Origin of the sequence: Aeromonas sp. SG16 (assembly GCF_024436135.1) — a bacterium.
In the GTDB taxonomy this organism is placed as follows: Bacteria; Pseudomonadota; Gammaproteobacteria; order Enterobacterales; family Aeromonadaceae; genus Aeromonas; species Aeromonas jandaei.
This window is the reverse complement of sequence record NZ_JANFNW010000003.1, coordinates 266,440-279,537: the sequence shown is the minus strand read 5'-3', so window position 1 is coordinate 279,537 and position 13,098 is coordinate 266,440. Positions and strand designations below refer to the sequence as shown.

The 13,098-nt window shown below is 54.6% G+C and carries 16 protein-coding genes, 1 tRNA gene and 1 pseudogene; 13 read left to right on the top strand and 5 right to left on the bottom strand.

Features of this window, described 5'->3' with window-relative positions; all coding sequences use genetic code 11:
* Nucleotides 1–36: 36 nt before the first annotated feature.
* The 11 genes and pseudogenes from NOM67_RS11400 (at nt 37) to NOM67_RS11350 (ending at nt 5,568) form a co-directional block, all read left to right on the top strand.
* Entirely contained in the window at nt 37–531 is a 495-nt protein-coding gene (locus NOM67_RS11400; protein WP_255937088.1) for a hypothetical protein, read from the top strand.
* The gene (locus tag NOM67_RS11395) at nt 531–746 is read left to right on the top strand and encodes a hypothetical protein (protein ID WP_255937086.1); all 216 of its coding nucleotides are present in this window, start codon (nt 531–533) and stop codon (nt 744–746) included. Before NOM67_RS11400 ends, NOM67_RS11395 begins: the two co-directional genes overlap by 1 nt.
* Nucleotides 743–1,105, top strand: a complete 363-nt coding sequence (locus NOM67_RS11390; RefSeq protein ID WP_255937084.1) for a hypothetical protein — start codon at nt 743–745, stop codon at nt 1,103–1,105. The genes NOM67_RS11395 and NOM67_RS11390 overlap by 4 nt, the downstream gene beginning before the upstream one ends.
* Nucleotides 1,102–1,428, top strand: coding sequence for a type IV toxin-antitoxin system YeeU family antitoxin (locus tag NOM67_RS11385; protein WP_255937082.1), 327 nt, complete (start codon nt 1,102–1,104; stop codon nt 1,426–1,428). The genes NOM67_RS11390 and NOM67_RS11385 overlap by 4 nt, the downstream gene beginning before the upstream one ends.
* A 28-nt stretch (nt 1,429–1,456) precedes the next feature.
* Nucleotides 1,457–1,999, top strand: coding sequence for a hypothetical protein (locus tag NOM67_RS11380; RefSeq protein ID WP_255937080.1), 543 nt, complete (start codon nt 1,457–1,459; stop codon nt 1,997–1,999).
* A gap of 1 nt (nt 2,000) precedes the next feature.
* Nucleotides 2,001–2,342, top strand: coding sequence for a hypothetical protein (locus NOM67_RS11375; protein WP_370689165.1), 342 nt, complete (start codon nt 2,001–2,003; stop codon nt 2,340–2,342).
* A gap of 74 nt (nt 2,343–2,416) precedes the next feature.
* Complete coding sequence (locus NOM67_RS11370) at nt 2,417–2,716, top strand: hypothetical protein (RefSeq protein WP_255937076.1); 300 nt, start codon at nt 2,417–2,419, stop codon at nt 2,714–2,716.
* Nucleotides 2,717–2,831: 115 nt separating this feature from the next.
* Nucleotides 2,832–3,146 (top strand): hypothetical protein, encoded by a 315-nt coding sequence (locus tag NOM67_RS11365; RefSeq protein ID WP_255937074.1) that lies wholly within the window; start codon nt 2,832–2,834, stop codon nt 3,144–3,146.
* A gap of 455 nt (nt 3,147–3,601) precedes the next feature.
* Nucleotides 3,602–4,708: pseudogene (locus NOM67_RS11360) on the top strand (IS630 family transposase).
* Between the two features lie 74 nt (nt 4,709–4,782).
* Nucleotides 4,783–5,022, top strand: coding sequence for a helicase HerA domain-containing protein (locus NOM67_RS11355; protein ID WP_255937072.1), 240 nt, complete (start codon nt 4,783–4,785; stop codon nt 5,020–5,022).
* A 102-nt stretch (nt 5,023–5,124) separates the two neighbouring features.
* The gene (locus tag NOM67_RS11350; RefSeq protein WP_255937070.1) at nt 5,125–5,568 is read left to right on the top strand and encodes a hypothetical protein; all 444 of its coding nucleotides are present in this window, start codon (nt 5,125–5,127) and stop codon (nt 5,566–5,568) included.
* Between the two features lie 748 nt (nt 5,569–6,316).
* Here the strand turns inward: NOM67_RS11350 and NOM67_RS11345 are convergent.
* A tRNA-Ser gene (locus NOM67_RS11345) sits at nt 6,317–6,406 on the bottom strand.
* Between the two features lie 380 nt (nt 6,407–6,786).
* On the opposite strand from NOM67_RS11345, the gene NOM67_RS11340 reads away from it, so the two are divergent.
* Both NOM67_RS11340 and NOM67_RS11335 read left to right on the top strand, forming a co-directional pair.
* On the top strand, nt 6,787–7,698 hold the full coding sequence (locus tag NOM67_RS11340; protein ID WP_255937069.1) for a L,D-transpeptidase family protein: 912 nt from the start codon (nt 6,787–6,789) through the stop codon (nt 7,696–7,698).
* A 24-nt stretch (nt 7,699–7,722) separates the two neighbouring features.
* On the top strand, nt 7,723–8,709 hold the full coding sequence (locus NOM67_RS11335) for a DUF481 domain-containing protein (RefSeq protein ID WP_255937068.1): 987 nt from the start codon (nt 7,723–7,725) through the stop codon (nt 8,707–8,709).
* A 64-nt stretch (nt 8,710–8,773) separates the two neighbouring features.
* On the opposite strand, the gene NOM67_RS11330 is transcribed toward NOM67_RS11335, so the two are convergent.
* The 4 genes from NOM67_RS11330 to NOM67_RS11315 form a co-directional block, all read right to left on the bottom strand.
* Entirely contained in the window at nt 8,774–10,189 is a 1,416-nt protein-coding gene (locus tag NOM67_RS11330) for a DASS family sodium-coupled anion symporter (protein ID WP_041208667.1), read from the bottom strand.
* 224 nt (nt 10,190–10,413) lie between these two features.
* Nucleotides 10,414–11,139, bottom strand: coding sequence for a MaoC family dehydratase (locus NOM67_RS11325; RefSeq protein WP_041208669.1), 726 nt, complete (start codon nt 11,137–11,139; stop codon nt 10,414–10,416).
* Between the two features lie 243 nt (nt 11,140–11,382).
* The gene (gene rlmF / locus NOM67_RS11320) at nt 11,383–12,327 is read right to left on the bottom strand and encodes a 23S rRNA (adenine(1618)-N(6))-methyltransferase RlmF (protein WP_043852161.1); all 945 of its coding nucleotides are present in this window, start codon (nt 12,325–12,327) and stop codon (nt 11,383–11,385) included.
* Between the two features lie 151 nt (nt 12,328–12,478).
* Complete coding sequence (locus NOM67_RS11315; RefSeq protein ID WP_033114246.1) at nt 12,479–12,967, bottom strand: C40 family peptidase; 489 nt, start codon at nt 12,965–12,967, stop codon at nt 12,479–12,481.
* Nucleotides 12,968–13,098 lie beyond the last annotated feature (131 nt).

Here is a 13,098-nt window from a genome sequence, read left to right as displayed (position 1 = left end):
TACAGGTGGCCTTTTGCATTTCAAGGAGTCATTCCCATGTCTGCTTTCATGATTGACCGCAAGGACTACCTTGCCTTTGCCGTACAGTTACACCGCTTTTGCAATGCCCCGATGCCACCGCACTACACCCTTGAGTTACTGCGCACCCTCTGGTGGCTCGCGCCAGCAGACACGACCAGCACCTGGACGTGGCGGGTAGACCGGCTGGTACGGCTGATGATGCTCGCCAATCGGCGGGCGGTTTGGCATCGCTATCAGCTGGGGCGTCAGGAACCACGCCAGCACCGCTCTACCAAGTTGAGTTCACTTAAACCAGCACACCGTTACCACCAGGCACCACTCACCGATGCCGAACTGGTGGTCCTCTACAAATTCACCTGCTGCGCCCTGTACCAATCGAGTGAATGGACGGGGAGCCCTGAGCAGGCTCCCCGGCTAGTGAAGGTGATACAGCAGTTGCAGCAAGCGCTGGCACAAGACGTGCTGACCCGGCTGTCACTGTGGGAGCAAGCCCCTTGGGGAGAGATGTGATGAACCTTTCCATCACTCTGACAGTGACAAGCTCACCACCGAGCTCAACCACCCAGATAGCTCAACGTATCGCCGATGACATGGCACACCTGCATTATCGTCTGGGTGATGGGGTCAGTGATGAATTGGGCATCAGCATCAGTTACCTGGTCGAACAGTTTGCGCTGCTGGCAACGGCTTACCGTTCACCTTCAGAAAGAGAGAAACACCCATGATCGAATTCAACGATAGCTTCACTCAGGTCTCAGTAGCTCAGGCAATGAGCGCACATAGCGATTTGCATCGGCTCATTACCTATCAGCTCACCTTCCCGAAGTGGGCACACGACTATGACGAGACCGGCAAGCGCACTGGCCCCGACAAGATCAAGGCCGTGCCAACGATGCACAAGACCACGCTGTTCGTGAGTCCACTGGACATGGTGGCCAACCAGCCCCGCGAGATTAACTTTGCGTGGTGGGAGCGTGAGTGCAACGACCTCGGCTATCCCGTTGGGGAGTGGCGACGCACCATTGTGGGTGCCTATTTCAACCACGGCACCAACGACAACCCAAACTGGAGCAGCCACACATGAGCATCTTCGAGCACATGACATGGGGACTGGGCACCCCGAACCTGCCCAAGCTCGGGGCTCGAGCCATTCTGCAACGTGGTTATGTTGATTTCCTGGGCGACCGTGCCGGTATGTACGGCGAGCCAGACGAGGCGTGGCGGGCCGAGTGCGACACGGTGCTGCTGCACTTCCTACGTGAGTTAACCAAGATGGCCAAGGCATACCAGATATGCACCGACATGGACGAGGTGTTTCGCCTCGAACACAAGGGCTGGGTGTGTGAAGCCAACCCAAGGGCCAGCTATGGCTACCTCTACCTCGACATCTACCACCCCGCTAACTAGCGGGGTGTTTGTTTCAAGGAGAAGTATCATGAACAAGTTCTATCACGTGGGCACACTGGCCCGCCGTGAAGTCACCGCCCTGCTGCACACGCTGACGCACAACGCAGCCGCCAATGCCGAGGGGATCCTCAACTACGTGGGCAGCAAGCTGAACCCCTACGACCCGCGCAAAGAGAAGGCCAAGGCACGGCACACATTGCGCCGGGTCAAGAAGGCTCTGAAGGTAGGGCGTATCCCGCTTGAGCTCACCGTGACGGGTTGCCGCATCGACCGTGGCAGCCATCAGGCAGACCGTTACTACTACGACCGGACGCTGCTGGCCCAGGGCTGGCAGCAGTACGACACCGAGGAGGATGCTTGGTACTTCGGCATCTGGATTAACACACGGACGCTCGAGACCTTTACCTATGCCGAGGGCGATACCAACCATGTGATAGCCCCAAACATCGAGGCCTTTCGTGCCGAACTGGCACGGCTATACCAGTACCACCCGCAAGCCCCGGCGTTTATCAGCATCGACCCAGAGGCGGGCGTTGTGACCCACCACTTTGAACGCAAACCGGAGGTGTGAAATAGCTAAGAACATCACCATCAAGGTGCCCGGCAAACATCCGCAAACCGGCGAGCTCACCACCTTCGAGCTCAAGGGCCTGCGCATGGATATCGACATCGGCGGGCAGACCGTGCCGTTCCTCATTCACGGGAGGGGCATCGGCACCTCACTCACCCATATCCCGAGTGGCTATAGCATCGCGCTGCTCGGCGGCTGGCTCACCGCTCGTTACGCAATACCAGAGAATAAGCCCAGCAGAACGACATGCGCCCAGATGACCATAGACCGACTGGTGGCCCAATACGGCTCGCTGCATCTGCTGGACCGGCTCAATGGCAAGCAGGTTATCAATCAGCTGTAACAACGCACAGCTCAAGTGCTTACGCTCATCAATGCTCATAGGGCGCGACAGCCCAGACAACAAGGAACGATGCAATGACCAAAACCCTACCTGCAACAACGAACCCACTGGCAGGCCATTCGGTGATGCAGATGCTGGATGTCGCCATGAGTTCCATCATCGGCGATTACGATGACGCAGACCTGGTACCGGAATGGCAATGGGTCAAGCGTATGGCCTCCCATGAACATGTCGGCGTGAAGGATGACTCCGCATATGAGTTCACCCTGAACCTGGTGGCCATGGAGCTCGATACCATCCCGCCAGTACTGCAACCCTTGCTCACTGCCGCCCAGCAGGCTGGCGTGAACTACATCCTGTTTTACAACGACTAACCACCGTGACCTGGTAGCGGTCAACAGTCACAACTACCCAGCCCCACTCATCCACAAACAGCATAAAGGGCCAGCCCTTCCAGGCTGGCCCTTGGCATCATTGGAGTCACCGAACATGATCCGTCTTATTACGGGGCTCGAGGTGCATCGCTATGCCCCCGAGCTGAACAAACTGCATCTGCGCAACCGCCAGACGTTACCAGCCCCCGGCATCACCACCATCAAAGAGGCCAAAGCCCGCCTGTTTGGTCGCTGGCAGCCCGGGCATCAGGTGACCATCACCGTGAGCCATCCCGAATACGTCAATCTCTCTCGACTTTACCGGGGGCGGCTAGCAAGCCTAGCCGAACTTCCAGAGCACCTGACCAGATTGCGACAGCGCCACAACGTGCCTGGCACTATCATCCACACCCAACTGAGGTATCGCTAATCATGACCAAGACAGCTATCAGCACCAATGACCAACAACCCGCAGCCCCAGACCAGCCCAGGTGGATTTTTACGCAGTGGTGCTTGCCCCATACCGCCACACAGCGGTTTGGCGCTCGCCTCATTCCTCTGTCAATACGGCAAATGTGATCGTCAATGTCGAGATTGTCGACCAGTTGATTACAAGTGTATCATTTCGCTGTGCTTCAAAGCTGCAGGCCAGCACCTTATCGGCTTAATTACACAGGCAACCCGTAAGTATAGTGCCGAGAACATTATCAATGACGGTATCAACGACCAGGCGTCAGAGTTAAATCTGCCCTATATGACTCCGATTGACACCATGCTAAATAGCGGTTCCGAAATCGTAGATCACCGGAGGTAGGGAACTCAGTCCAGTTTGTGCGATCTCATTAGTCGCCAAACAAAACAAGCCACACCCAAAGGACTGAGTTGATGCCTATCCTACCCTCCCTGCCACGACCACAACGGCGCCGTATTCACAAAATCATCCATGCCACGCGTAATAAAGGGCATGCTCGTCGCTTGATGGCCATCTTGCTGTTACATGAAGGACGCACGATCACTGATGTTCATCACCTTACCGGAGCTGCTCGTTCGACCATCGGCCGTTGGCTTCGGTGGTATCGGGATGACGGTGTGGGGGCTCTAGAAGCCTTACCGGCTGGCCGTGCCCCAGTCTTACCTGTCGCCAAGATTGTCACCTTACTGGTGCTGCTCATGCAGTTTTCTCCGCAAGATTTTGGTTATCAGCGCAGCCGCTGGTGTACCGAACTATTGGCTATCAAAATCAATCGGTTAACAGGCCTCAATATGGCAGCCTCCACGCCCCGCCGATGGTGACCTCGTATGGGTATTGTCTGGCGAAGACCCGTGCCAACCTTGCGGATACAAGACCCAGCCTATCAGGAGAAAATGGAGGATATCGACGCTGCGCTGGCCCGCTGTGATGCCGATAATCCGGTGTTTTATGAGGATGAAGTTGATATAGACCTCAATCCCAAATTAGGGGCTGACTGGATGTTCAGAGCGCAGCAAAAGCGGGTTGTCACACCGGGACAGAACGCGAAACATTACCTGGCAGGCGTTCTCCATGCAGGCAACGGAAGCGTGCTTTACGTCAGTGGGATAAAGAAAAACTCATCCCTGTTTATCGCCATGCTGGAAAAGCTGCGTCGCCATTACCGGCGAGCCAAAACCATCACGCTGATCCTCGATAACTACATCATTCACAAAAGCAAACAGACCGAACAATGGTTGAAGAAGAACCCCAAGTTCTGCCTGGTGTTTCAGCCAGTTTACAGCCATTGGGTTAATCACATAGAACGGCTGTGGCACAAGTTACATGAAACCATCACACGCAATCACCAATGCAGAGGAATGGCCAACCTGCTGGCCCGAGTGAAACACTTCATGAATACAGTGTCTCCTTTCCCAGGGAAATGGCTACAGCGAAAGTGTAGCACTATTGGGATCCGTTATTTAGAGCGTGATGGAGAAAAAGAAAACGTGTTCCGTCGCAATCTCGAAAGCGTTCCTTAGATCGATGCGAACTGTTTCTCGCTTGAAGGAGAAAATCCAACTGGGTTCATTCAAACCCTTCCAATATCTCAGGTGTGGCTAATGCCCTGACTCTAGGTAAATACACACTGGCTCAGCATGTAGTTGCCTATCTCGACGGCAACAAATTCTTCCAGCGTCATGCCTTTATAGGTGGTAATACCGGCTCGGGTAAATCCTGGACTATTGCAAAAATTATCGAGCAGATGTCCGAGCTTTCGACTGCAAATGCCATCGTATTTGACCCCCATGGTAAATACTCACTATTAGTAGGAGTGGGCATTCAACATTTCTAGGTTGCAGGACCAGCAGACATTGAGGCTAAACGCACCATCAGCTATGGAGTGCTCTACCCACCTTACTGGCAGCTTTCCTATGAAGCGCTGGTGCCGATGTTCATGGATCGCAGCGATCAGAATGCGCCCAACAAAGCGATGAATATGTCCCGTGAAATCAATCAGGCAAAGCAAAAATACCTGAATGATAATGGTCAACATGATGTTCTAAAACATTTGAACATCAATAACCCAGTTCCATTAAACTTTAACAAGATTATGGCTGTACTGAATAAGAGCAACGTAGAAATGGTGCCGGGGGCTGCTGGAAATGAAAAACAGGGCGATTTCTTCGGCAAGCTCGCACGTATGATTTCCCGTCTTGAGAACAATATCTCCGACAGGCGGCTAGGCTTCATATTCAACGGTGGTGGGGATGTACTGGATTTTACCTGGCTTGAAAAATTCACGACTTCCATACTCGGGAGTACCTTCAGACGTCTTACCGCCCATCGTATCTCTTGTTGCACGAGTGACATTTTCTGTTCAACAATTAGCACCTTCTGAGCTGCGTCATCCGATTGCATTGCAGTGTGACGAAGCGCACCTCTACATGCTTCAGCGCAATATGCGCCGACTCTGTGGATGATACCTCCCTCGATATATTTTGGCGAATCGCGAAGGAAGGCAGCAAATATGGTGTCAGATTGGTAGTAATCAGCCAACGTCCTTCCGAAGTCAATAAGACTATGCTCAGCCAATGTAGTAACTTCGTATCCATGAGACTGATAAACGCAGAGGTTCAGGGCGTTATCAAGCGACTTCTTCCTGATAGTCTAGGTGGATTCAGCGACATCTTGCCGATCCTAGATACAGGTGCAACGCTGGTCATTGGTCATGCAAATTTGTTACCGAGTCGGATCAGGATCAACGAACCCAAAAACAGGCCGAATTGTGGCACGGTCAATTTTTGGGAACAATAGCAGAAGCCCGTCAAAGAGAAGCACTTATCAATTGCGATTGATAACTGGTGCAAGCAGAATATTCAGTAGTGCATGAATAGCCTGAAGACTGTTGGCGCTGATACATCCAACTAAATGAGATAATGCTCATCAAGCTACACAGCCATGGGCGTCTTTCTACGCGACATGCATGATAATTGATCTTGTTTGGCGACTGTGAACATCAATCAGATTGTCCAATGAGGTACGAGATAGTTCCGTACCAGCCAACATCAGATGGCATAATAAATGGCATATCGATAATCACACAAAAATAAAAAAACCAATTAAATCAATTTATTGGCATTAGCATATGGCGGAGAGACAGGGATTCGAACCCTGGGTGGCATTGCTGCCACAATTGATTTCGAGTCAATCCCGTTCGGCCACTCCGGCATCTCTCCGTGGGATGATTTTTTACCCAAGCGAGGGGAATAATGCAATGAAAATTTCTTACTTATCAATCGAGTGAATGCTTTTTAGCCAGCCATCTCACCTTACTCTCCATGCAACCCCTGTCGACACCAAACAAGCCAGACAGGATTGTCTGGCCAGATAAAAAGATTCATCCATCTTGTCCTGTTCGCCATTCGAGTCAGTTTTTCGCGGTTTATCAGCCCCTTGCGACAAAATGGGTGACAGACGCCGCTTTTGGCTGGTTTACTGTCGCCTCAACGCGCTTTTGTCGCAAATAGCCTTGCGCAACAAGGCCAAAAAAGAACAGAGATAACTGTCGGGGCATTAGTCGCAATCACCTTGCCCCACGCCAACCGATGGAATACCGATGCCGATAAAACCCCTCCTCTTTCTGCTGCTGGCCCTGATGTCTGCACTCCCCGTACAGGCCAGAAGCTATCCTCTTCCATCGACTGGCAGCCGCCTGATTGGTGAGCTGGAGGATTACTTCATCCAGCAGGATGAGTATCTGGAGCTGGTTGGCAAACATACCCAAATTGGTTTTTTGGCGCTGCTTGAAGCAAATCCCGGTGTTGATCCCTATTTACCCAAGCCGGGCACCCGCTTGACCCTGCCGACCCAGATGCTGCTACCCGATGTCCCGCGCGAGGGGATCGTCATCAATCTGCCCGAACTGCGCCTCTACTACTTCCCAAAAGGGAAGCAGGAAGTGATCGTGCTGCCCATCGGGATCGGCGACATCGGTCGCGAGACACCCGAGATGACCACCACCATCATCGAGAAGACCCCGGACCCGAGTTGGGTACCCGGCCCCATGGTGCGCAAATCCTGGCTGGAGCAGCAGGGGATCACGCTGCCAGCGGTTGTACCGCCCGGACCGGACAATCCTCTCGGCAAATTCGCCATGCGCTTGGATTATGGCAAACGGGACTATCTCATTCACGGTACCAACAAGGATTTTGGTGTAGGCCTGCGGGTAAGTGCAGGCTGCATCCGGCTGCGCCCTGATGATATCGAGTCCCTCTTCAAGATGGTGCCGATCGGTACGCCGGTGCGGGTCATCAATCAACCGGTCAAGGTTGCCATCGAGCCTAGCGGTGGTCGCTGGCTGGAAGTGCACTCTCCTCTGTCACGCACGGAAGAGGAGATGGAGCAGGGCGCGCCTCTTGTTCTCACCCCGGAGGTGGAACAATTTATTGCAGCCCCCGAAGTAGAACAGAGTGCAGTCGCTGAGACTCTGGCACTGAAGAATGGCTTGCCCAAGCCCATCAGCGGCTGACACTGCGCGGAGTCGCCCCAAACCATGAGATACCTGCTGCTCTTTTTGCTGTTCTCCTGCCCGCCGCTTTGGGCCAAAGACATCCTATGGATGCAAAATGGTGATCGCCTAACCGGCACCATTGAAGAGATCACCGACCAGTCGGTACGGATTGCCCTGCCCTATAGCGGGTCAGTGACCGTCAAACGTGATGCCATAAAACGCTGGCGACTCGAAAAACAGGAGAAGCCCAAGGCGACAGCCAAGGGAGGCATAAAACTGTTCGAGGATGGGAGTGATGAGCGCAATGCCTGGCTCTGGAGCGGTAGCGGCGATCTCAACGTCAAGATCAGGGACAACGACAAGAAGACCAACAATGTCAACGTCAAAGGCACGACCGAAGTGGCCAATCTCGACTGGCGTTACACCCTGTCGGGAGAATATAACTACGAGACCTCCAACAACGTCACCGATAGCCATGACTACAAGGTGACGCCCACCCTCGACTATTTCTTCGATCAACACTGGTTTATTCGCAGCTCGGTCAATGCCGAATATGACATGCTTGACGACAACTATCTGAAACTCGATTTTGGTTCGGGCCTCGGTTATCGCTTCTGGAATGACAAAAAACGGCGGCTCGAGCTTATTACCCAGGGTGGCATGCAGCGAGCTTACTATCGCAACAATGAGTGGGTGGCCATATTTTATTCAAGCTCACATACCATCAGCTATCCCATTGGAGAGCTAATCTGGGACTACCGCCAACCGCTATCCTTCTGGCAGCAGCCATTCGAGCTGTTCAGCAAAGGAAGCTATACCAAGTATCTGGCTCAGCCCTCACCCTATATCACTCTCAACCAGGATATCTCTGGCAGCATTGGCATGCGTTACTACCTCAACGACCATCTGCGCCTCTCATGGAGCACTGAAGTCGAGCGAGAGGAAGGGGAGTTAAACCTGGGCCCGTTCAGCCAATCTCTCAACAAGACCGATTACAAGCACCTCCTCAGTCTGGGTGCCAGTTTCTAGGCACCAAAAATAAAAAGGAGGAGCCAAATTGGCTCCTCCTTTTATGAGACACACAGAGTGGCAACTAGATCAGCCCCCAAGCCGCGATTTGGTAGATCCACAGCATCGCCAGCATGGTGCCCACCATCCCCATAATGACGCCGATCCGCACCATCTGACGGCTCTCCACCAGACCGGTGGCGTGGGCCAGCGCATTGGGCGGCGTACTGATGGGGAGCGACATGCCCAGCGATACCGAGATGGTCACCGCCAGGATCAGAGTATGGCTGCCGCCCCACTCGGCCAGCTCCGGCATGCTGACCGCCAGTGCCGCCACCAGCGGCAGCAGCAGGTTGGCTGTCGCCGTATTGGACATGAAGTTGGCCATCACTACCGCCAGCAAACACGCACCGACCAGCACGGCGAGTGTGGAGTACTCATGGAACGGTATGTGAGTGATGAGACGCTCCGCCAACCCAGAGTCCTCCAGTGCCAGACCCAGCGCAATCCCGCCCGACACCAGCCAGAGCACATCGAGGGAGATCTTGTGCAGATCATCCTTGGTGATGATCCCTGTCGTCAGGAAGACGGCGACCGGGATCATGGCGACGACGTAAGAGTTCATGCCGTGCAGATCACCGAGCAACCAGAGCACTATGGTGGTAATGAAGGTGAGATAGACCACCCAGGCCCGGGGCGTCTGCATGAAACGCCCCTCGATTTTCAGCTCGATCTGCTTGAGCGGACTCGGGAAGAAACGCCCCAGCAGAAACCAGCCAAGCAGCAGCAAGAGCGCGACGAAGGGCACCGCAAATCCCATCCACTGACCAAACGAGATGGCATGCTCGCCGGTGAGGTACTTGAGGGCCACTGCGTTGGGCGGCGTACCTATGGGGGTACCAATTCCGCCCAGATTGGCCGCCAGCGGAATGGCCAGCACAAACCCCACCTTGGCCGGATCCCGCTCAGGGAATACCGCCAACACCGGAGCCAGAATGGCCAGCATCATGGCCGTGGTAGCGGTATTGCTCATGAACATGGAGAAGGTGGCGGTAATGAGCATCAGCCCCAGCATCACGACTCTGGGGTTGCGACCGAAGGGGCGCAGCAGCACCCGCGCCAGATTCACATCCAGATGGTACTTGGTCGCGGCGATGGCCAGAAAAAAGCCGCCAAGAAAGAGCATAATGACCGGCGAGGCAAAGGTCGCCATCACCTCGGTCGACTTGAGCAGCGAACCAAACCCGGGCTCGCTCTTGCCTGCCGTCATGAACCAGAGCCCCTTATCGGAGAGTAACAGCAGCTCCAGCACGATGATCAGCACTGAGGTGGCAAAGATGGGGATGGGCTCCAGGATCCAGCAGAGCGCGGCCAGCACGAAAATAGCGACCACCCGCTGCTCGACCACAGTAATTCCCTCGAGCGGGATCCAGTGTGTCGGGATCAGCAGGATAAAGAGACTGAACAACAGTGGCAGAATAATCTTGTGATTGATGGGCACTATCGTCTCCAGAATAGGGATTGAGAAGTCGATAGTGGCATAAGATGCTGCCGTTTCAGGAAACGGACTTGCCAAAATGAGAGCTGGCTAACCGCATACAACGCGATTTTGTGAGTCATATCAAGCGCAAGCAGCGTCTCTGAACGTTCATGCAGCGCCTGACGGCCAAAATGAAAACGGGCTCGCCATCGCGAACCCGTTTGCTCATCGTCAACGAAGAGGGATCAGAAGTAGATGCGAGTCACCGACTCAATCACGCAACCCGGGCGGCGGATCCCTTCGATCTCCACCTTGATCTCCTTGAGCAGCTCAAGTCCGCCCTTGATAGGGGTAACCCGTGCCAGTTTGGTGCGAGCGCGGATGTTGCTCTCCACCTTGATGGGGTACGGGAAGCGCACCTGATCCAGCCCGAAGTTCACTACCATGCGAGCAGTCGGAAACTCGGGGGTGGACTCATCCACCGAGCCGGTCAGCTGCGGCAGCAGAGCCAGCGTCAGGAAACCGTGCGCAATGGTGGTCTTGAAGGGCGACTCGGCAGCCGCGCGCTCCGGATTGGTGTGGATCCACTGATGATCGCCGGTCACCGCGGCAAACTGATCGATCATCTGCTGGCTGATATGGAGCCACTCGCCGACATGGGTCTCTTCGCCGATCTTGCCCTGCAGCTCGGCGTAGAGCGCAGCGGCTTCGCCTTCCAGCTCGATGGCAGGATCCTGCGCCACAGCAGGCTGACCGTTAGCCACCTGAGCCACGGTGTCGGCATTCTGCTGCTGTGCGTTCTGGGCTTCGCTTTGCAGGTCCAGCACCCGTCCCAGCAGAGGGTGAAGATGTGCCTTTTGCTGAAACTCACGCCAGTAGTCGCGGATAGCCGGAGAGAGCCAATCCTTGAGCTCAAAGGGGTGCTGCGCCAGAATTTCGCGCTTGCGCTTCAGAAAATCGACAACTTTCATGTTCCGATCCCTATGTGATTCAATGCCGGTAAAGAGGTCTAACCAGTCCTATTTTATTAAAGTTACAGCTGAAAGTGCAAAAAAATCTCGGCGTACACCTGTACCAAGGCAGAAGTCACTACTCATATCACATCAAAAAGCATTATCTACCAATGAGAAAATCGATTTCCAACAGAGATCTCGCCCTCCCTTCTATCCCTGTGGCGATCAAAAAAGGCCCGCAACGGGCCTTGTTCAATCCGCTTAGCGCGGGGCTGACCACCATTCACGCATGCCAGCATCATCGAAGAAGGTCCAGGCCAACACCCGGCTCACCTTGTTGCCCTGCGCCATCTCAAGCACCCGAACCTGACGTGCCCCAACCCGGGTCAATGCCTTTTTGGCAACCGGCAGATTCTCCTTCTTGGAGACCAGCGAGCTGAACCAGAGGCACTGGCTGGCAAACTCCTTGCTCTGATTGATCATCCTGGTCAGAAACGCCGCCTCGCCCCCGTCACACCAAAGCTCGGCTTTCTGGCCGCCAAAATTGAGTACCGGCGCCCCCTTCACCTCTTTGCCCAGATTGCGCAGCTTGCGCTCGCTCCCCTTGCTCGCCTCAGCCAGCGAGGCGTGGAAGGGAGGATTGCAAAGGGTCAGCGCAAAGCGCTCCTTCGGCCCTATGATGCCGCGAAAGACATGTTCGGCATTGCCCTGCAGGCGACACTCGATCTGGTTGCCAAGTCCGTTGCTTTTGGCCAGCAGAGCCGCCGCTTTCACCGATACCGGATCGATATCGGAGCCGACAAAACGCCAGCCATATTCACGGCTACCGAGCAGCGGATAGATGCAGTTAGCTCCGACCCCAATGTCCAGCACCCTCACCCCCTTGCCGGCAGGTACCTTGCCGGCACTCTCGGCCAGCAGATCGGCAACCCGGTGCAGATAATCGACCCGCCCCGGAATGGGTGGACAGAGGTAACCGGCGGGCAGATCCCAGTGAACAATGCCGTAGTGGTGGGCCAGCAACGCCCGGTTCAGGGCCTTGACCGCAGCGGGATCGGCAAAATCGATGGTGAGATTGCCGTAGTCGTTGGTAAAGAGATGGGTGGCCAGCTCCGGAGTCTGCCGGCAGAGCGCCTCAAAATCGTAACCATCGAGATGGCGATTGCGGGGATGGAGTCCGGATTTGCGGTCATTGCGGGATGTCATGCTGGGCCTGCCGAAGAAAAACGGGCCCACACTATAGTGATTTGGCCTGCGAAAGTCTAAATCGCAGCCATAAAAAAACCGGGCTTCAGAAGCCCGGTTCAAGTGAGGTTGGAAAAACAGTCCGTACTGCGAGCCGTTTGTCCAGCCTGACTCAGATATCGATCCGGCGCGCTTGCCAGAACTTGCTGCGCCAGTATTGGCTGTCCAGCTTGGAGCGGGTCACACCGGCTCGGGTCGAGGCGTGGATAAACTCGCCATTCCCGACATAGATGCCGACATGATTGAGACGACGATTGATTTTGAAGAAGACCAGATCACCCTCGACCAGATCCTTCTTGGAAACACGAGTCCCTTCATGGACTTGAGAGCGGGTGTCTCGGGGTAACTCGACACCAACGGCATTGCGGAACACTTCACGGGCAAAGGCGGAACAATCGATACCACGCTGGCTACTGCCACCCATCCGGTACGGAACGCCACGCCACTCTTTATAAACTGTCAGGATTTCATTCACATCAGGTGTTTGCGAAGCTTCCGGTTCAATAACGGGTTCCATCATGGAAACTTCGATCTTGCTCGCGACCTCGGTTTGGGGTGCCGAGGCACAACCCACCATTCCGAGCGCGACCAGCAGTAGCATCAGGTGGCGCAATCCTTTATCCCCGCAAAAATAGAAATCTTGTTAAAATACGGCCCCGAAAGGCAATTAATAAGGCAACAGCACCCGACTATATCCAAGAATTCTATCGAGGCAAGTGAAAATCCCTATCG